Origin of the sequence: Bifidobacterium sp. UTCIF-39, assembly GCF_006408715.1 — a bacterium.
Lineage (GTDB): Bacteria > Actinomycetota > Actinomycetes > Actinomycetales > Bifidobacteriaceae > Galliscardovia > Galliscardovia tissieri.
Genome location: NZ_JEOG01000011.1, coordinates 1 through 20707, shown reverse-complemented (window position 1 = coordinate 20707; position 20707 = coordinate 1). Strand labels below are relative to the sequence as shown.

Here is a 20707-nt window from a genome sequence, read left to right as displayed (position 1 = left end):
CCGACCGGATCCGTGCAATCAGTCGCGGCCAATCAGTCCAGCGCAATCAGTCCAGTGTGATCAGTCCAGCGCGAGCGCACGCATCTGATCCGGCTCGATGACCTTCTTGTGTTCACGGCCTTCCTTCGCGCCCTCAGCACGCTCGAATGCGTCGATCTTCTTCCATCCGGCGAAGTCGATCGGGCGAATGCCCTTGGACGCGAGCAGCTCGTCGATGGATTCGGGGTTGCGATCGGCGGCGAACAGACCGCGTTCCGGAGCGGCCGCAAAATCCTCGAGCATGTGGTTCACGATCATCAGCGCGTCGGACTTGGTGGAGCCGATCAGACCGACCGGTCCGCGCTTGGCCCAACCGGTGGCGTACAGACGCGGACGCACCTCGCCGCCGTCGGCCTCGGTTGTGATGCGGCCGTCGCCGTTCGCGTTGGCCAGGTGGGCACCCTTCTCGTCGTACGCAATGCCGGGCGCGGTGGCGGGCTTGTAGCCGATGGCGTGATACACGGCCTCCACCGGGTAGTCCTCGAACTCGCCGAGTCGGGTCATCTTGCCGTCGGCGCTGGTCTCGGTCTTCTCCACACGGATGGCCTTCACCTTGCCGTCCTCGCCGAGGATCTCGGTGGGCGCGGAGTTGAAGTGCAGATAGTACTTGCGGTCGGCGGGGTTGCCTTCGTAATCCACGTCGCCGTCGTCTTCCATGTCCTCGGCCATCTCACGTACGGTGAACAGCTCCTCGACCATCTGACGGGCGAGCTTGTCCTTACCGGCCACCTCGATGGTCTCATCGTCCAGATCGAAGTCGTCCTCGTTGATGATCAGCTGCACGCCGGGCAGCTTCTCCATCTCACGCAGCTCCTGCACGCTGAACTTGGCCTGAGCCACGCCACGACGGATGAACAGGTGCAGCACCTTGGCCTTGTTCTTCTGGATGCCCTCGTACACGTTGTCGGGGATATCAGTCTTGGCCTTGAGATCGTCGGCGTTGCGCATGAGTTCGCGCGCCACGTCCATGGCCACGTTGCCGCCGCCGATCACGGCCACGTTCTCGGCCTCGAGCGGCCATTCGCGAGCGCCCGTGGGGTAGCCGTCGTACCATTCGACGAACTTGGCGGCACCGTACACGCCGTCCAGATCCGCGCCGGGCAGGTTCAGCGGCTTGTCCTTGACGGCACCGGTGGCGAACAGCACGGCGTCGTAGCGCTCGAGCAGTTCGTCGATCGTCACGTCCTTGCCGAACTCCACGTCGCAGTACAGGTGGATGTTCGGGTTGTCGAGCGTCTTCTCAAGCGCGCCGGCGATGAACTTGATGGAGGGATGGTCGGGAGCCACGCCGTAACGGACCAGGCCGAACGGCACGGGGAGCTTCTCGAACAGGTCGATGCGCGCGGTGGACGGCAGTCCCAGTTCCTCGCTGCGCTTGGCGAGCTGCTTGAGCAGGATGTCGGAGGAGTACACGCCGGCCGGACCGGATCCGATCACGGCGATGCGAAGTTCATTGGTGTTCGTAGTGTCAGTCACGCATTACAGGGTAACGCATTTCCGCCCTACGGAACAGAGGGAAAATCGGCTTTCCGCCGCGGTCTCCACGGTTTCGGTGCAGGTCCGTCATGCGTTTGGCACAAAACCGCACCGAGACGGCTGGCACACTGCGGGTCCATCACACCGCGCCGATGAACCCGCAGCATAGGTACTCGCCCACTGCGGGTCGGTCGCATCCCACGCATAGACCCGCAGTATGGATGCGCCCACGATGCGGGTCCGTCATCGAGCCATCGCAAACCTGCAGCAAGGATGCGATGAGGGGGCATCGGAAACGTCGATCGTCCGCCACCCACGTTCCGTCCGCATCACACACCGCACACCACTCACGCCACGTTCCGCACACGCCACACACCGTCGCACGCCCAGTCGTCCCCCGTCCACCGCGCGTCGCACACACCGCCCGCCCTGTGCAGCACTGCCATGTTCAGCGTTAACTCAGTTGACCATCAAGCGTCATATTATGTTCACCGTTTACGCGGGCCGAGACGTTTCGTTCATTGGCACACACTGATCGGCACATGCCGATTGGCACACCGATTAGCGCACGATCGGCGCACACCGATCGACAGATGGCACAGATGACAACGTTCTGCACCCGCACTCCTATCCGCTCAACAAGGACAGAACCACAAGGACAGAACCATGAGTGAGAAGACAGAGAAGACGGAGACGGCCGGGACCGCCTCCGGAAGTACGACATCTCGCACCGTCACGCAGGACAAGAGCGACGCCGGCTACGCAAAGGAGCTCAAGCCCCGCCATATTCAGATGATCGCCATCGGCGGCTCGATCGGCACCGGCCTGTTCCTGGGTGCCGGCGGCCGTCTGGCACAGGGCGGCGCCGGGCTCACCATCGCCTATGCGATCTGCGGCATCTTCGCGTTCCTGATGGTGCGCGCATTGGGGGAGCTGGCGATCCGTCGTCCGTCGTCGGGCGCGTTCGTCTCCTACGCCCGTGAGTTCCTGGGTGAGAAGGGCGCGTACGTGACCGGTTGGATGTTCTTCCTCGACTGGTCCACCACCGTGATGGCCGATATCACCGCCGTCGCCGTGTATTTCCACTACTGGAAGGCGTTCTCCGACGTTCCGCAGTGGCTGCTCGCGCTGGGCGCGCTGGCCCTCGTGTTCGTGCTCAACATGATGAGCGTGAAGATGTTCGGCGAGGCCGAGTTCTGGTTCGCTGCGATCAAGGTGTTCACGATCATCGCGTTCATGGTTATCGCCATCTGGGCGATCATCACCGGCGCTCCGGTGGGCGATGCGCACGCCGGCGTGGCCAACATCACCGAGCATGGTGGCTTCTTCCCGATGGGCATCGCGCCCGTGTTCGCCCTCACGCTGGGCGTGGTGTTCGCGTTCGGCGGCACCGAGATGGTCGGCGTGGCGGCCGGCGAGGCCAAGGAAGCCAAGGAGGTGCTGCCCAAGGCCATCAACTCGATGATCATCCGCATCTTCGTGTTCTACGTGGGTTCCGTGATCCTCATGTCGCTTGTGCTGCCGTACACCGCGTACTCCTCGAACGAGTCGCCGTTCGTCACGTTCTTCTCCGGCATCGGCATTCCGCACGCCGGCGACGTGATCCAGGTGGTCGTGCTCACGGCCGCGCTGTCGTCGCTGAACGTCGGTCTGTACGCCACGGGCCGCACGCTGCGCTCGATGGCCATCGCCGGTTCCGGCCCGAAGTTCGCCGCACGCATGAACAAGCATCACATTCCGTACGGCGGCATCATCATCACGTCCGCGCTGGGTCTGATCGGCGTGGTGCTCAACGCCGTGCTGCCGTCCGATGCGTTCGACATCATCATGAATCTGGCCGGTATCGGCATCGCCGGCACATGGGCATCGATCCTCGTCACGCATCTGGCGTTCCTCAAGAAGGTCAAGGCCGGCGAGGAGACCCGACCGGATTATCGTATGCCCGGCGCGCCGTACACGAACTACGTTTCCCTGCTGTTCTTCGCGATCGTCGTGATCTCGAATCTGACGAGCGCGTCCGGTCGTTGGACGCTTGCCCTGTTCGTGGTCGTCGTGATCGCCATGATCATCGGATGGTTCTACGTGCGTGGTCGCATCGACGGCAATCTGATGGACGAGATGCTCGACGCCGACGCCGCGGATGCCGCCGATTCCACCAATTCCACCGAGAACGCCACCACGAAGTAAGGATCAGCCATGCGTATTCATATCACGTATACGGGCGGCACGATCGGCATGATCGATTCGCCGCACGGTCTGGCCCCCGGTGCCGATATGCTCGGCTGGCTGCACGGGCTGCTCGACGGCACGCAGATCAGTCCCGATCAGGTGTCGTACACGGAACTGGATCCGCTGATCGATTCGTCGTGTGCCACGCCGGACAGCTGGCAGGCGATCATCGACGATCTGCGTGCGCATCGCAACGATGCCGACGCGTTCGTGGTGCTGCACGGCACCGATACGATGAGCTATTCGTCGGCTGCGGTCTCGTACGCGCTCACCGGATTCGGCAAGCCGATCGTGTTCACCGGATCGCAGTATCCGCTCGGCATGGTCGAGACCGACGCCACGGCGAACGTGACCGGTGCGCTCAACGCGGTGTTGAGCGGCCGCGCGCATGGCGTTTCGCTGTTTTTCGGTCATCATCTGATCGCCGGTAATCGTGTGAGCAAGGTGTCGTCGTGGGCGTTCGAGGGATTCGATGCGCCGTCGGCCGGACTGCTCGCGCAGACGGGTGCGCCCTGGCATTGGGAATCGTATGAGAGCCGCGGCGAGGGTTGGTACGATCCGCTGCCGTACATGCGCCACGATGTCGCCGTGATCGACATGGCACCGGGCATTACGGCTGCGCGTCTGGAGGCCATGCTCACGCCGCGTCCCGAAGCCGTGCTGATCCGCGCGTACGGCGTGGGTAATGTGCCGTGCACCGAACCGGGGCTGACCGACGTGCTGGCCGACGTGCTCGGCGAGGGCGTGCCGGTTGTGGTGGCGTCGCAGTGTCAGCAGGCGACCGTGCTGCTCGGCCATTACGAGGCCGGCGATGCGATCGCTCGCGCCGGTGCGATCGGTACGGGCGATATGACACTCGAGGCCGCATACGCCAAGATCGTGTTCCTGCTGTCGCAGGGGCTGACCGGCAGCGATCTGGCCTCGTGGATTCCTCGCTCCATCGCCGGCGAGATCACGGTGTGAGTGTGGATCGTCCCATCCGCCAGTGGCATTGGTCACTACGATGATTACGGGGTGTGTTTGACGTACGCGTGCGTCGGACACACCCCGTAATCGTCCCTACCGTGCTTGTTTGACGCATCCGTGCGGCGGATGAGCATCGGAGGAACCACACAGTGCTTATTCGACGTAAGCATGCGACAGACGAGCACCGTAATGGCATCGTCGATGCCTGTTTGACGTACGCATACGACGGACAAGCACTCATCCACTTCTACGATGGTTGTCCGTCACGCGCATACGTCAAAGAAGCATCGGAGCACCCCTACTGCGGGTTCGCCGTACGCGTGTATCGGACCCGCAGCGAGGCAAAGGGCACACTGCGGGTTCGATGAGTCCGTGCATTAGACCCGCAGTGAAGCCATGTCTACGCTGCGGGTTGGGCACATCCGCACATCGCCACCCGCAGTGGTAGATGCTGCTTCGCTGCGGGCCGATACATACGAATGGCAGACCCGCAGCGATCACCGCACGGTACGCCAGTATGCCCAGCAATCACCGCACTGTGTCTCTAATGATTCCAACTGACCCCAGCAACCCAACGGCCCCACGCCTATTCGCGATCGACGAGGGCGGTGAGCGCCCAGAGGATGCTCACCACGTCGATCGCCTCCTGCATGAACGCGCCGATCACCACCGGAATCAGGTTGAACGCGGCGGCGATCATGCACACCAGCGCCAATCCCAGACCGATCGTCACCGCCTGCAGCATCACGCGCTTGGTCCGACGGGCGATCGCAATGGCGGCGGGCACGGCGGCGATGTCGTCGTTCATAATCACCACCTGTGCCGATTCGCTCGCCGCGGTGCTCGTGCCGTCGGTGATCGCCATGCCGATGTCGGCAGCGGCAAGCACGGGCGCGTCATTCACGCCGTCGCCCACCATCATCGTCACCGATTTCGTCGTGGATTCGCCGACGAACCGCTGCAGCAAACGATCCCACCACGGCTGTGCGTTCGGCAGTTCGTGCGCGGCGTCCTTTACCGCCTGCACCTTGCCTTCGGGGAACAGCTCCGCCTTCACATCGTCGATGCCGACCTCGTTCGCGATGGCCGTCGCCGACGCGATCTTGTCGCCAGTGAGCATCGACAGGCGTTTCACACCGAGCGCGCGCAGTCGTTCCAACGATTCGCGCGTGTTGGCACGCGGCACGTCGCGCAATACGATGCGTGCCACGAGTCGTCCATCCACCGCAACATAGGTGGCCATCTCGTCGGGCGCGAGCGCGGCGAAATGATCGGCGGGGAACAGACGGTCACGCACGGCATGACGACGGGCACGCAACGCCTGGGTCATGCGTGCGGCGTGACGATTGCGCGCCTCGGACGTCATGCGGAATCCGCCGTCTTGAAAATCGGCGTTGCGTTGGGTGCCATTGCGCACACTTTCGGCAGATGAACCAGCGCGGGCACCCAGCGCACCACCGGGCACAACCGCTCCATCCACGTCCGTGTGCCGCACCGCCGGAACGACAATTCTACGGAATCCGTCCTCGTCTGGCGTCGTGACGAGATCATGCCCACGCCCACTTCCACGTCCGGATGCCGCAACAGCGTCGGATGCACCGGATGCACCAACGCCGTGCGCAAAATCGGCAAGCTGCGACGCGATCGCCCCCATGGCGGTCATGCCGTCGGTGGCGTATGCGAACCGACCCACGCGAACCTTGTGCCCGTTGACCTCACCGCTGATGCCGTTGCCCGCGTCTTCGCTGATGTTGCGCACCACCGGATAGGAACGACCGTGACCGGGACGACCGTTCTCCGGGCACAGACGCTGCCCGGCATCGTAGCGCGCATGGAGTCGTTCCACGGCCTCGCTTCCGGCGGCGGCGATACCCTTGGCGAGAATGTGCACGGAGTAACCTTCCACCACGCCGGCGAGCATGAGGATGTGGTCCTCGTTAAGCGGCGGCCGCGCGGCGGGAAGAGCAGAGGGGAAGGCACCGGAAACGCTGGAATTGCCAGGATCGTTCATACCACTAGAGTTATCCGCACGATGCGCGTCGCTCACACGACCCACGTCGTCCGCATTGCCGTTATCCCCAGACTTACGTGAGTTTTCCTCAGACTCTGCTACAACTCCGCCCGAGTTATCCCCAGACTTGTCGGGGTTGTGCACAGCACCATCGCGCGCAACGGCGTCCTGCACGGTGTCATCTTGCACAGCGTCGTCCTGCGCAACGGCAACTGCAGCAGTTGCGGCACCGCCGAGCACGGCGTCGGTGCCCACCACGCCGATCGGCATGTCCACGCGAACGACCTGCGGTTTCTTCACAGTAAGCGTGCCTGTCTTATCGAAGAAGATGTGCGATACATGGCCGAGATTTTCCAGCACGTCCTGCGCTTTGATCAGGATGCCGGCCTTGGCGAGCCGCCCCGTGCCGGCCATGTACGCGACGGGCGCGGCGATGAGCAGCGGGCATGGCGTGGCGAGCACGAGCACCTGCGCGAAGCGGGTGGGCACGCCGGACACGATCCACGCGGCGCAGGCGATGATGAACGAGATCACGGTGAATGGCACGGCCATGAGATCGGCGGTTTTGACCACGGCGGCACGCGAGTTCTGCGCGGATCGCACGAGTTCGAGGATGCGCTGGTACTGCGAGTCGCGCGACAGTTCGGTGGCGCGCATGGTGAGCGTGGTGGAACCGTTGACCGCGCCGGACATCACGCGAGCGCCGGCGAACACCTCACGCGGTACGGGTTCGCCGTTGATGTTCGACAGATCGAGCGTGGCCGATCCGCTGAGCAGTTCGCCGTCAACGGGCACGGGTTCGCCGGGCAGCACCTGCAGAACATCGCCGGGTCGTACGCGATCGACGGGGACGGTGTTCCAATGGCGACCGGAGTCGCGATCATCGGCAACCGTATCAGTACCAGCCGTGTCAGCCGTATTGGTGTCAGTCGTGTCAGCGTCAGCCGTATCAGTCGACCGACGACTGCCCATACCGGGCAGGTTCATCACATGCGCGGTCTGCGGTGCCGCATCCATCAACGCGGTGAGATTGTTCTCCGCCTTGGCTTGCGCATATTCCTCGATGGCCTCGCCGGACGCGATCATAAGCACCACGGCCCAGCTGGCCCAGTACTCCTGTACGGCAAGCGTGGAGAGGATGGCGACCACGGCGAGCACATCCACGCCCACATGACCGTGACGGATGTCGTCGATCATGCCGCGCAACGTGTCGATCACGGCATAGACAACGAGAATGATGACGATCCACTGGCCGATGCTCGGGTCGACGAACCGGAACGGATGACTCCACGGACGGCTGTCCCACAGCAACGCCACGGGAATGACGGACAGAATGACGACGGGCAATAACGGGACTCGTCTGCATAAAGCGATGATGTGACTCATCGTTTCTCCTTACACTTGTGCACGGGCCGACCACGGTATCGATAATCGGCGTGATTTCACGCCTTGTTAACCCATCCCAGACGTCTGCGGATCGACAGGATCGCACGGATCGCACGGTCGTCGACCAGTGTCCGGCTGACCGTCATCTGTGTCTCTTGCGTCTCTGTTTCGTCTGTGATACACGGCGTAAAGAAAACGGATATTCAGTTATCTGTGATCGACGATAACAACACCCCTCGTCGTTCGCCGTCCCCGCGTGGAGCGATCGGTGACGCGATCGGTTGCGCATACGAACAAGGGCCTCGAACCGGAAAAGGTTCGAGGCCCTGCGATCAGCGGATTAGCGCAACCGGTCGGCGATCACCAGCCGAAGTTGAACGGATCGGTGCTGTTACCGCTGTCACCGTTGCTGCCGTTATTGCCGTTGTTCTGGCTGTTGCCGCTGCTGCCATTGCTGGATTCGGATCGGTTGGAGCCGTTCACGGCGCTTTCCTCCTGATCCATGGTGACGTTCAGCTCAATGGTCTTGCCGTCACGCACCACGGTGAGCTTCACCGTGTCGTTGAGCGCGGTGGCGCGAACGAAGCCGAGCAGCGAGGCGTTGGAGCCGACGGTCTTGCCGTTGTAGCCCACGATCACGTCGCCCTGCTTCACACCGGCCTTGTCGGCGGGGCCGCCGGAGACCACGCTCTGCACGGAGCTGCCGGCGCGGGTGGTGCCGTCGGCCGTGGCGGTGTCGGTCTTCACGGTCACGCCGAGCGCGACGTGCTTCACCGAGCCGCTGCTGGTAATCTCACTGGTCACACGCTTGACCAGATTCGACGGGATGGCGAAGCCGATGCCGATCGAGCCGCTGGAGCTGGACGAGCTGGAGCTGGACGACGACGTGGCGATCGACGAGTTGATACCGATGATCTGACCGGCCGCGTTGAACGTCGGGCCGCCGGAGTTGCCGGGGTTGATGGCGGCGTCGAGCTGCACGGCGTTGGTGACGATCTCGTTGTTCTCCTCATCCATCACCGTGACGGGACGGTTGAGGGCGGACACGATACCCGTGGTGGCGGTGTTCTCATAGCCAAGCGGGTTGCCGATGGCCATCACGTCCTCGCCCACGGCGAGGTTGTCGGAGTCGGCGAATTCGGCGACGGTCAGGTCGCTCGGCGGGTTCTTCAGCTTGATGACCGCAAGATCGGTGGTCACGTCAGTGCCGACCACGTCGGCCTCGTACAGCGAACCGTCGGACAAGGTCACCTGGATCTGCTTGGCACCGGAGACCACGTGGTTGTTGGTGACGATGGCACCGTCCTTGGAGATGATCGCGCCCGAGCCCTTGGCCACGCCGGACTGACCGCCGGACTGGATCTCGGTCTGGATGGCCACCACGGAACCGGACACCTTCTTGGCGACGGCGGTCCAATCGACGGCGTCACCGGATTCCGCCTTGGCGGTGCCGGAACCGGAGGAGTTGCTCAGCGAGCTCAGCGACGACGAGGTGGGGCTGGACACCCAGCCGTTGGAGATAGCGGCGAATCCGACGCCCAGGCTCAGCGCGGCGGCAACCACTGCGGCCACGGCACCGGTGACGATGTGGGAAACGGCACCGCTCGGCTTGCCGCCCTGCGCGTTCGGATTCTGTCCGGGAGCACCGTTGCCGGAATTGCCCGGACCCTGCGGATTCTGCGGGCCGCGGAACGGGTTGAACGGGGAGCCGTTGCGCGGCGGGAGTCCGTTGCCGCCATTGCCGTTACCGTTGCCGGAATTGCCATTACCAGCACCCGGCTGCTGCGCGTTGTTGTCGGGCTGGTTCTGCGGAGGCACCGGGCCGTAGGCACCAAATTCCGGCGCCGGACGGTACTGGCCGTATTCCGGCTGCGGACGGCTCGGCTGATTCGGCTGCGGCTGGGCATTCTGCGGAGCGTTCGGCGTCTGCTGAGCCGGAGACTGCGGAGCGTTGTACTGATTGTGCTGGGGCCCGTACTGCTGCGACGATCCCTGCGGAGCGTAGGCACCGTACAGCGGTAGCGACTGCTGGGACTGGTTCGGCTGCGGGGCGGGCGCCTGGGTCTGAGCCGAAGCGGGCGACGATGCGGGACGCTGCACCTGCGTGGCCTGCGCGTCGCGGGCGGCGACCGGATTGATCGCCTCGGTCGGGCGTTCGTTGGAATCCGCGGATGAACCGGCGGCAGTGCCGGAAGTCGGGTTCTGTGCTTCGGATGCGGATTCGTTGATCTGGGAATCGTTGGAATTGGAATCGTTGTCAGTGCCATTCACCGAGGGCCACGGCTCATTGTCAGGACGCTGCCCCCAAGGGGTGGAACCATTGTTCGTGTCAGCCATTGCTGCTCCTTGCTATTCGAGGTCTCGCGCGGGCGCGCGTCATGTTTCCCCGCGCATACGTTTGAACTACCTAAGAGTTAAAGCGTTACGTCTGGATATTTCCTGAACGTTATTTGAAAGCTGTAATCGAATCCTCTGCTTTTTCCCGGTCATCGCCCTTCGTTTAGAGTGGTAGTCATGACAGACGTTGATGTAAACCAGAACCCTATCGATCTTGTGGACCACCCGCGTGGAGCGGCACCCGGCAAGCCCGGCGATCGTAGCGAATTCAGCTTCGAGATCACCCGACGACTCGATCCCACGCCCGACGGACTCGGCCGCAACGGCTTCCGGCACGGACGTAGCGGCATCATTCACACACCGCACGGCGACATCCAGACCCCGGCATTCGTGCCCGTCGCCACGCAGGCCACCATGAAGGCCATGCTTCCCGAACAGCTCAAGGCCCTTGGCGCACAATGCACGCTCGCCAACGCATTCCACCTGTTCGAACGCCCCGGCGAGGACATCCTCGACGAGGCCGGCGGTCTCGCCAAATTCATGAACTGGCATGGCCCCACCTTCACCGACTCCGGCGGATTCCAGGTCCTCTCACTCGGTGCCGGCTTCAAGAAGACGCTCGCCATGGACGTCAAGGGACTCAAATCCGACGACGTGATCGCCGAAGGCAAGGAACGACTCGCCTTTGTGGACGAGGACGGCGTGACGTTCAAATCTCCGCTCAACGGCGACAAGCACCGCTTCTCCGCCGAGATCTCGATGGGCATCCAGCACAAGATCGGCGCCGACATCATGTTCTCGTTCGACGAGCTCACCACGCTGATGAACACCCGCCGTTATCAGGTGGAATCCGTGGAGCGCACATACCGCTGGGCACAGCGATGCGTCGCCGAACACCAGCGACTGACGGAAACCCGTCTCGGCAAGCCGTATCAGGCACTGTTCGGCGTGGTGCAGGGCGCGAACTATGAGGATCTGCGCCGCCACGCGGCCCAGCAGATCGCCTCGCTCGACTTCGACGGCGTGGGCATCGGCGGCGCGATCGAAAAGCGCCTGCTCGGCAACACATGCGCGTGGATCTGCGATGAAATGCCGGAACTGCGCCCCCGTCACGTGCTCGGCATCGCCGCGGTGGACGACATCTTCGCCGGTGTGGAGAACGGCGGCGACACGTTCGACTGCGTCGCCCCCGCCCGTACCGCACGCAACGGCGCGATCTACACGCGCGACGGCCGCTGGAACGTGCTGCGCACCGCGCTCAAGCACGACTTCGGTCCGCTTGAGGAAGGCTGCGACTGCTACACCTGCGCACACTATTCGCGCGCCTACCTGCGCCACCTGCTCAAGGCCCGCGAAATGAGCGGATGCACGCTCGCCACCATCCACAACGAACGTTTCTTCGTACGACTGCTCGACGAGATCCGCGAGTCGATCACTGGCGGATATTTCGACGAATACAAAAAGGAAACGCTCGCTCGCTTCTACGCCAACGGGTCGCGTGGGTGAACGGTTGACGAACCCTCGTGCATCATCGTCCACCGTTGAGTCATCGTTGAAAAACGGACTCGGGGCACACCTACAATCGCAGTAGCAGTAGTCGTCGCTGGGCATCATCAATCGATGCTCAGCGACGACTACTTGGCACAGCCATACGAACACGAAGAGGAAGACATGGATCTGATCGAAGCGATGGAGGCCCGCCACGCCATTCGCATGTACACCGACGAACCGGTTGCCGACGACGCGATCGCCGCGCTCCGGCAGGAGATCGACGTATGCAACGCCGAAAGCGGGCTGCATACGCAGATGGTCACCGGACTGGATGACGCGTTTCTGGGCCTGAAAACGCATTATGGACGCTTCAAGGGCGTGCACAATGCGATCGCGCTGATCGGATCCCCGGCCGCAGTGCTCGCCAAGGGCTCCGAGGCCGCCTCATCCGTGGATTCCACGGCGACCGCCCTTGCCGATTCCGGTTGGACCAAGGAGGGCGCGGAGGACATCGCCGCCACCGACCCCGGCGAAATCGCGCTGCAGCAGACCGTGGGCTACTACGGCGAGCGCCTGGCGCTGAAGGCCACGCAGCTCGGTCTGGCCACCTCGTGGGCGGTGCTTGATGGCGCGATGAACGCCACGGACCCGTGGTGGACTCTCGCCCCCGGCGAGAAGATCGTGTGGGTGCTGGCATTCGGCCATGGAGCCCGCCCCGGCGGCAAGCATCGCAGCAAACCGATCGAGGAGTTGTGCACGCTTCCCGAGGGCGAGGATATGCCCGACTGGTTCCGTAAGGGCATGAAGGCGGCAATGCTCGCCCCCACCTCGCTCAGCCAGCAGCCGTTCCATTTCACACTGAAGACCGACGGCACGGTTGGCGCACAGGCGACCGAAGGCCTGTTCGCCCACGTGGGACTGGGCTGCGCCGTCCATCACTTCGAGGCGGCGTCCGGGCACACCGTGGACTGGATCTGACGCCGACAGCGCCCATCAGTTACCCTCGACACGCACGCGACACGCCGATTTGTACAATCCGGGGAGGCAGTGCTAAATTAATCACTTGTCTGCGAGCGTGGCGGAATGGTAGACGCGCTGTCTTCAGGTGGCAGTGAGTGTATGCTCGTGGGGGTTCAACTCCCCCCGCTCGCACGATTTAAAACCCCGAACTGTTGGAATCCCAACGGTTCGAGGTTTTCTCGTATTCATTCCTGACCCATATGTGGCGAACGGGTGCCGGTCCCATACCTATCGTGCTCATCGGACGCATACATACGGCAGACAAGCACTGAGGAACAGCCTCCGTGCTCATATGACGCACGCATACGACCAACAAGCACAGAACCGGAGCCACGATGCTTATCGGACGCACTTGCGCGCCAAACAAGCACCGGAGCAGCACCACGATGCTTATCGGACGCATACATACGGCGAACAGGCACCGAGCAGTCGGACCGAGGGCACTGGGCGGTCGGGCCGAGGCACCGAGCATCCCATCGCGCGGGCAACCATCCCCAACGCCCACCTGAGCAAGCACCTATCTCCGAGTTCTGTGCGGATTCGGCCTCTGTGCAGACACCTATCTCCGAGTTCTGTGCGTGTGCGACGGCCGATCCCGAGTATGGGCGTTGGAATTCCAATGCTCATACTTTGTGTTTTCGCCTGGGCACGCACAGAACTCGAAGATTGATGTCCGCAACAACGGAAAAACCGCACAGAACTCGGAGATAGCAACCTCACCAGCGCAAAACCGGCTATCGACCATCTAGGCTACGGCTTCTTCTTCACTTCGCCGATGCGGTGCATCTGCATCGGACACTCCTCGCCGTTCCACACCGACACGGTGTCGATGATCGGATCGTTGGTCTCCAGACCGAACCATTCCACCGGCTTGCTGATCAGCCGCTTGACCCACTGATAGGTGCGCAGCAACGTGCGATCGGAATCCGGCAGCGCGGACTCCGGACTGATCACGCGATGCATCAGCACATACCGCACACTGCCGATGCCAAGCCGCTCGCTTCTGGTGGCCAGCTTGGGCCACTGCGGATTAATACGGTTGATCTCACCATTCGCCAGCATGTCCTCCATGATGGCCTGCATGAACTGCGGCAGATAGAACTGCGGCACCTTGTACCCAAGATTGATGGTCACCCGGTGCAGATTCCGCCCGTATGATGTGACCTTCCAATCCTGACCGTACGGCCGCCCGAGCTGCACCACCGTCACCACCCAGTAGGTGTGCGCACGGCGATGGATCATGCTCACCGCAATATCCTTCTCCACGTCCCTCATGTTCGGGTCCGGCGTCAGATAGACCAGATGATCGGCCACCAGATCACGCCGCTTCTCCGCCATGCTCACGGCGAGAATATGCGACAGATCGTCGGCGTGCACGTGCCCGCGTTCGGAATTCTCCAGCATGCTGCCACGCGAGCAGATGTGGAATAGCCCGTACACCAGCCCCCAAATGACGACGGTGATGTAACCGCCCTCCAGGAACTTGCTGACGCTGGCGGACAGGAACAGCAGCTCGACCAGCACGAACACCGTGCACATCACCACCGCGCTCGCCCGCTTGCCGCGCACATTCCGCAGAAACTCGAATAGCAGTACGCTGTCCATGATCATGGCGATCACCAGCGCAAGACCGTAGGCGGCCTCCATGGCCGCCGACGACTGGAAGTACAGCACGACCAGCACCGTCAGCACGGCCAGCGTGGCGCATACGGACGGAATGTAGATCTGTCCCTTGGTCACTCCCGGATACCGCATATTTAGTCTCGGCAGCCATCCCAGACCGTCGGCGGCGGCCGTCAGCGTGAACGCACCGGAAATCAACGCCTGCGAGGCGATCACACCGGCCATCAGCGACATGACCACGCCGAACGGGCGAATCTGCTCGGGAATGATCTGGAAGAACGGCGCCACACCGTGGGCGTTGATAAGATGCCCGTCAAGCATCCAGACGCCCTGCCCGAAGTACGAGCACATCAATGCGATGTTGACCAGCGGCCAGCTGGCCCAGATGTTACCGCGGCCCACATGGCCCATGTCGGAATACAGCGCCTCCGCACCGGTGAGCGCCAGGAACACGCTGCCCATGATCGCCACGCCGGACTTGTTTTCGTCGGAGAGCAGGAATCGCAGCCCGATCGTCGGATCGAGCGCCTGCAGCACACTCCAGTCGCGCGTGATCTGCATGACGCCGATCACGGCGATGAACGTGAACCAGACCGTCATGATCGGCCCGAACAGCGATCCCAGACGATTGGTGTCTGCATGCTGTATCAGAAACAGACCCAGAATAATTGCGATGGCGATCATCATCGACAGTTCCTGTGACCAGTAGCCGCTGTCGCCGATGAACGGGATCGATGCCAGACCCTCCACCGACGATGTGATGCTCACCGCGGGCGTGAACACGCTGTCGGCCAGGAACGCGGCGGCGCCGATCATGGCGATCACCCCGGCCGGTTTCCAATACTTGCGCACGGCGGCGAACAGTGCGAACACGCCGCCTTCGCCTTGGTTGTCGGCGCGCATGGCCGTACAGACGTATTTGATGGTGACCACCAGCATCATGAACCAGAACACGAGTGACAGCGAGCCCAGCGTCTGGAATCGATTCATCTGCCCGCCCTGCGCGAGCATGAGCGCCTTGGGTGCGTAGATCGGGCTGGTGCCCAGATCGCCGTACACGATGCCGACGGCGATGAGCATACCGGCCGGCGTGGCACGATTCAACGCCGATCCCCGGTCACGTTTTCGCTTGGTTCGGCCATTCTGCGGCCGTAATTTCTGAAGCAATGCGGACATGATTGACGGTCCCCCTCCGCCGCATAAACAGTCACGAACAGTCATGCGTCATCGCGACCGGACAAACTCACACAACGATCGCGCTGCACCACGTCACATTGTACTTGCCACCGCTGGAACCGAGTACGCGCCGTCATCGTATGTCCGCCATAGACTGGGCGGCATGACAAACACGATCAGCGAACCGCAGCAGGAATCCCCGAACGCGACTCAGACCCCAGCCCAGCCCCCATCTCAGACCCAGACCGCCTACTTCGCGGGCGGATGCTTCTGGGGACTGGAGCAGTACTTCCGCAACGTGGACGGCGTGACGACCACCACGGTCGGGTACGCACAGTCGAACACCGAGAACCCCACCTACGAGCAGGTCTGTTCCGGCACGACCGACGCCGCCGAGACCGTGCGCGTCGAATTCGATCCAGACCGTGTGACGTTGCGTACGCTGAGTCTGCTGTTCCTTGAGGTCATCGACCCGTTCTCCGTGGATCGCCAGGGCAACGATTCCGGCCGTCAGTACCGCACCGGCATGTTCTTCACCGACGATGCGCAGAAAAGCGTGTTCATCGCCGCGATCGAGCAGCTGATCGATCGCGAGCCACGCCGACCGGCCGTGCTCATCGAGCCGCTGCACAACTTCTACCCCGCCGAAGAGCATCATCAGGATTATCTGGAGAAGAATCCCGGTGGCTACTGCCACATCGACATCGCCAAGATCCACAATGTGCGCAATCGTCAGAAGTACGTCGATCGTATCTGGGATCTGACGCTCGAACAGTTCGCGGTCACACAGCACGCGGCCACCGAACGCCCGTTCGTCAATGAATACGATGAGACGTTCGATCCCGGTATCTATGTCGACATCGTCAGCGGACAGCCGCTGTTCCTGTCGACCGACAAGTTCGATTCCGGCTGCGGCTGGCCGGCGTTCTCGAAGCCGATCAGCGCCGATCTGGTCACCGAACACGACGACGATCGCGTACCCGGACGTCCGCGCATCGAGATTCGCACCGCGGATACGCAGATCCACCTCGGACACGTATTCGACGACGGCCCGGCGGAACTGGGCGGGCATCGCTACTGCATGAACTCCGCATCATTGCGGTTCGTGCCACTGGCCCGTATGGCCGAGGAGGGCTACGGCGACTACATTCCGCTGCTGCAGAAGTAGGCAGACGGGAAAACGAAGACAACGAACGCCTGCAGCGATTCCGAATGCCGTATACGACAGAAGACACGTACACGTATACGACAAGAGGCGCGTTCCGCATGACCATGAGTCATGGGAGCGTGCCTCCTAACGATTCGCGGCGGGCCGGCCGTGCACTACCGACGCCACCGCCGTCAATGACGATAGCAGTGGGCGGCTACTCAGCCATCCGCCCGGCGATTCATTCAGCCATTCACTCGGCGATGAACTTGAGGAAGGCATCCACCTGAGCCGCCAGAGCCTTGCGGTCGTCCTCGCTCAGTCCGAGCTTGCCGGTGCCCCAGGCCTCGGGGGCCAGGGTCACGCCCAGCTGGTCGCCCAGCAGGTCGACCTTGCCGAAGTTCAGCACCTCGGTGAGCTTGGCACGGGTGCCGGCACCGGCGGACTGGCCGGCCACGGAGCTCAGGGCCACCTTCTTGCCCGGCAGCACGGAGGAGGACTCGGCAGGGAACGGCTCCAGCGGACGGGACAGCCAGTCGAGCAGGTTCTTCAGCACGCCCGGGTAGCTGTAGTTGTACTCCGGGGAGAAGATCCACACGCCATCGGCAAGCACCACGTCACGGCGCACGGCGGACACGGCGTCGGGAGCCGGGTATTCGATGTCCTGGCTGAAGAACGGCACGTTGGTGTAGTCGAGGAATTCCACTTCGGCGCGGTCGCCGATCAGGGCCTTGGCTTCGTCGGCGAGCTGCTTGTTGAAGCCGTCCTTGTGCAGGGAACCCACGATGAACAGAATCTTGGCCATGTTGCCTCCTCACTCTGGCAATGATCCGAAGGAATCGACCATTGTCGTCGTTCGTTGTTGTTTCCATCGTTACGCCACCGCCGTCAATCGGCCGCGACGCAACCCACATCTCAGCTCTATTGTCCCGCCGGAGTGACGACATCCTTAGCCAGCAGAGAATCATGCTCGGAAACCGTTGCAATATCGACAAAATGGAGATCGGCAGCGTACTAATCAAGTAGTACAGTTGGACGATATACATCAGATCCACTGGACGGCATATGCCGGACGCGCGGATTCGCGCGGGCCTGCGAGACCCGGCGATACGACGTTCGTGGATTGCACGGATGGCACAAATATGCACGGATCAGTGTTCGGAAAGGTTGTTACGTCGTTATGAGCAGCGAAGCCGAGATTCTGGAAGCGCCGATCGCCGTTGATGATGCCCTCATCGACGATATCGGCAATGATGATGATTTTCTGATCACAATCGATCTGAACAGCGCCACGCCCGCGTTCGAACAGATCCGTTCGCAGCTCGACGGACTGATCCGCGTCGGTCTGCTCGAGGCTGGGGCCAGCATGCCGCCGATGCGCGGACTGGCTAAGCAGTTCGGTGTCTCGCTCGGCACCGTGCAGCACGCCTACGAGGAATTAGAGGCCAGCGGTCTGATCATCACCTCACCCGGTCGGCCGGCCCGCGTGGCCGAGGGCAAGCGGATGCCGTGCGACGTGCTCGCCGCGATCGAGTGTCTGGCCGTGGCCGCACATCAGAAAAACGTGGATCTGCACGACACCCAGAACGTGCTGGGCGCGATGTGGCAGATGAAACGCTGAACGACTGCCACACAAGCCGGCCGTCAGACGTCGGGCCAGTCCATCAGACATCAGACCGAGCCCGTGCTAGGGCCATGCCCGCGGCTAGACTGAACAGGTTAGACGTATAATGCCGCCCCGCGACGATCATCATGATCACCGATCATCATGATCACCACGACGAACGACGGCGGGGCCCGGCGCAGACGACGCAACCCATGCGAAGGAGAACATCACATGCTGCTCAGCGATCACGATATTCTGGCCGCACAGGCGAGCGGGAACATCTCGCTCACCCCCTGGACCCCGGAGATGGTGCAGCCGGCGTCGGTGGATGTGCGACTGGACCGCTTCTTCCGCGTCTTCAACAGCCACAAGTACACGTATGTGGATCCGGCCGAGAATCAGGGCGATCTGACCGAGCAGTTCGAGGTGGCCCCCGGCGACCCGTGGATCCTGCATCCGGGCGAGTTCATCCTCGGTTCCACGTGGGAGTACGTGAAGCTGGATTCGTCGATCGCCGCACGCCTTGAGGGCAAGAGCTCCCTGGGCCGTCTGGGCATTCTCACGCATTCGACCGCCGGCTTCATCGACCCCGGCTTCGAGGGACACATCACGCTGGAGCTGTCGAACGTGAGCACGCTGCCCGTGAAGCTGTGGCCGGGCATGAAGATCGGTCAGATGTGCTTCTTCTCGCTGAGCTCCCCCGCCGACAACCCGTACGGTTCCGGCAAGCTCGGCTCGCACTATCAGGGCCAGCGCGGTCCGACGCCGAGCCGCTCCTACGTGAACTTCTACTGCGCCGACGTGAACGACAACACCGGCATCGACGCCGAGTGACCGAATAACCGTTGGACGACGGATCGTCCGGCAGTTTGTCAGGCACTCAGACCGTCAGACCATCAAACCGTCAAACAAACTGGCAGATACTGAGAACGGGTGGGCGCGGCTAAGCCGGACCCACCCGTTGTGATTCCCAGTTGCCCGCCAGCTGCCCGCTGCCGGACGTTCGCCTACCGCTCCACGTCAGCGTACGGCGACTGACGCCACACCAACTCCGGCTGCAGCAGCTCATGCCAATGCGGCTCGTCGGTGATCGGCTTCCCGGCGAGCATCTCGCGCGTCATGCGCAGCAGTTCCTTCGCCACCACGTCGAGCGGCTGACGGATCGACGGGAACGAGAACGCGTGCGCGAGCGCGGAATCGTCGAATCCGGTCACCCACACGGGTCGGGATAGCATATTCACGTTCGGATCGCCGTCGATCACCGCATGTTTCACGATGTGGCTGATGCTGGAGAGCGCGCCCACGGCGAGATTGTCGGACGGGCAGACGATGGCGTCCAGATCCGGATGACGCTGGTACAGGTCCGCCGCCGCAGCTTCGCCTGCCCGCATGGCCTCGATCGTGCCGATCGCCCAGGTGTCGATCGGACGGCCGTCATACATGCCGTCGACGAGGAGCCCGGCCTCTTCCAATCCGTCGTACCAGCCCTGATAGCGATTGAGCGCCGTACCGGTTCCGGTGTTCCATCCGATGTAGCCGATATGACGACGTCCGGCGGCGACCAGTCGGCCGACCATCTCCTTGATCGCGCTGTAGCCGTCCACATCCACCCACGGAATGCGGTCGGCATCCTCCTTGCTGAGATTCCACGGACGGCCGAACAGCACGAACGGCTGATCATGATCGATGAGCCAGCGTGGACGGCCGTCGTTCACCTCGAGTTCGTTGAGCACGATCGCGTCAACGTCGGACTGTTCCATCAGGCTCTGAATATGGTGAAGCTCGCTCGGCTCATCGATGCGCGGATACAGCATGATCTGCTTGCCGTCGTTGTTCGCCTCGGCGGCAAGCAGGTGCAGGAATTCGTCGAAGATGGGCGACGGCGCACGGTTCTCACCCGCGGCGATGCCCACCGCCACCACGTCGGATCGACCGGAGCGCAGACGTCTGGCCGATGCGTTGGGCTTGTATCCGAGTTCCTTGATGGCCTGCGCGATCTTCTCGCGCGTGGCCGGTGAAACAATGCCGGGCGAATTGATCGCGTTGGAGACCGTCTGGTGCGACACCCCCGCCTTGCGCGCCACATCACGAATACTGACCATTCCCGCACCCCTTTTGCACCCACCACTGCGGAGGGTGTTGTATCAACGTCACATTTGGCATTCACGTGGCGAACGGCGGGTACGTCGCCATGACGTGC

At 62.6% G+C, this 20707-nt stretch carries 13 protein-coding genes and 1 tRNA gene; 8 read left to right on the top strand and 6 right to left on the bottom strand.

The window, feature by feature from the left end; genetic code table 11:
• Positions 1 to 60: 60 nt before the first annotated feature.
• On the bottom strand, positions 61 to 1515 hold the full coding sequence (locus EP30_RS06225) for an FAD-dependent oxidoreductase (RefSeq protein WP_140557065.1): 1455 nt from the start codon (positions 1513 to 1515) through the stop codon (positions 61 to 63).
• Positions 1516 to 2181: 666 nt separating this feature from the next.
• On the opposite strand from EP30_RS06225, the gene EP30_RS06220 reads away from it, so the two are divergent.
• Entirely contained in the window at positions 2182 to 3702 is a 1521-nt protein-coding gene (locus tag EP30_RS06220) for an amino acid permease (protein WP_140557063.1), read from the top strand.
• A gap of 9 nt (positions 3703 to 3711) precedes the next feature.
• A complete protein-coding gene (locus EP30_RS06215; RefSeq protein ID WP_094664151.1) occupies positions 3712 to 4707 on the top strand; it encodes an asparaginase in 996 nt (331 codons plus the stop codon).
• A 589-nt stretch (positions 4708 to 5296) separates the two neighbouring features.
• On the opposite strand, the gene EP30_RS11125 is transcribed toward EP30_RS06215, so the two are convergent.
• Together EP30_RS11125 and EP30_RS06200 are read right to left on the bottom strand one after the other, a co-directional pair.
• Positions 5297 to 8107 (bottom strand): HAD-IC family P-type ATPase, encoded by a 2811-nt coding sequence (locus EP30_RS11125; RefSeq protein WP_258185395.1) that lies wholly within the window; start codon positions 8105 to 8107, stop codon positions 5297 to 5299.
• Positions 8108 to 8467: 360 nt separating this feature from the next.
• Entirely contained in the window at positions 8468 to 10444 is a 1977-nt protein-coding gene (locus EP30_RS06200; protein WP_140557061.1) for a S1C family serine protease, read from the bottom strand.
• A gap of 177 nt (positions 10445 to 10621) precedes the next feature.
• On the opposite strand from EP30_RS06200, the gene tgt reads away from it, so the two are divergent.
• From tgt to EP30_RS06185, 3 genes are all read left to right on the top strand, one after another.
• A complete protein-coding gene (gene tgt / locus EP30_RS06195) occupies positions 10622 to 11950 on the top strand; it encodes a tRNA guanosine(34) transglycosylase Tgt (protein WP_140557059.1) in 1329 nt (442 codons plus the stop codon).
• Positions 11951 to 12115: 165 nt separating this feature from the next.
• Positions 12116 to 12913, top strand: a complete 798-nt coding sequence (locus EP30_RS06190) for a nitroreductase family protein (RefSeq protein WP_181160823.1) — start codon at positions 12116 to 12118, stop codon at positions 12911 to 12913.
• Between the two features lie 91 nt (positions 12914 to 13004).
• Positions 13005 to 13087 (top strand) — tRNA-Leu (locus tag EP30_RS06185).
• Positions 13088 to 13705: 618 nt separating this feature from the next.
• On the opposite strand, the gene EP30_RS06180 is transcribed toward EP30_RS06185, so the two are convergent.
• Complete coding sequence (locus EP30_RS06180; RefSeq protein ID WP_181160822.1) at positions 13706 to 15754, bottom strand: KUP/HAK/KT family potassium transporter; 2049 nt, start codon at positions 15752 to 15754, stop codon at positions 13706 to 13708.
• A 163-nt stretch (positions 15755 to 15917) separates the two neighbouring features.
• Between EP30_RS06180 and msrA the strand changes: the two genes are divergently transcribed.
• Positions 15918 to 16922, top strand: coding sequence for a peptide-methionine (S)-S-oxide reductase MsrA (gene msrA, locus EP30_RS06175; RefSeq protein WP_140557051.1), 1005 nt, complete (start codon positions 15918 to 15920; stop codon positions 16920 to 16922).
• Between the two features lie 232 nt (positions 16923 to 17154).
• Here msrA and EP30_RS06170 read toward each other — a convergent pair whose 3' ends face one another.
• Positions 17155 to 17706: an NADPH-dependent FMN reductase gene (locus EP30_RS06170; protein ID WP_140557049.1), complete on the bottom strand. Its 552-nt coding sequence runs from the start codon at positions 17704 to 17706 to the stop codon at positions 17155 to 17157.
• Between the two features lie 375 nt (positions 17707 to 18081).
• Between EP30_RS06170 and EP30_RS06165 the strand changes: the two genes are divergently transcribed.
• Together EP30_RS06165 and dcd are read left to right on the top strand one after the other, a co-directional pair.
• On the top strand, positions 18082 to 18522 hold the full coding sequence (locus tag EP30_RS06165) for a GntR family transcriptional regulator (RefSeq protein WP_140557046.1): 441 nt from the start codon (positions 18082 to 18084) through the stop codon (positions 18520 to 18522).
• A 216-nt stretch (positions 18523 to 18738) separates the two neighbouring features.
• Entirely contained in the window at positions 18739 to 19341 is a 603-nt protein-coding gene (dcd, locus tag EP30_RS06160) for a dCTP deaminase (RefSeq protein ID WP_094664175.1), read from the top strand.
• A gap of 173 nt (positions 19342 to 19514) precedes the next feature.
• Here dcd and EP30_RS06155 read toward each other — a convergent pair whose 3' ends face one another.
• Positions 19515 to 20609 (bottom strand): LacI family DNA-binding transcriptional regulator, encoded by a 1095-nt coding sequence (locus EP30_RS06155; RefSeq protein WP_140557044.1) that lies wholly within the window; start codon positions 20607 to 20609, stop codon positions 19515 to 19517.
• Positions 20610 to 20707: the final 98 nt, after the last annotated feature.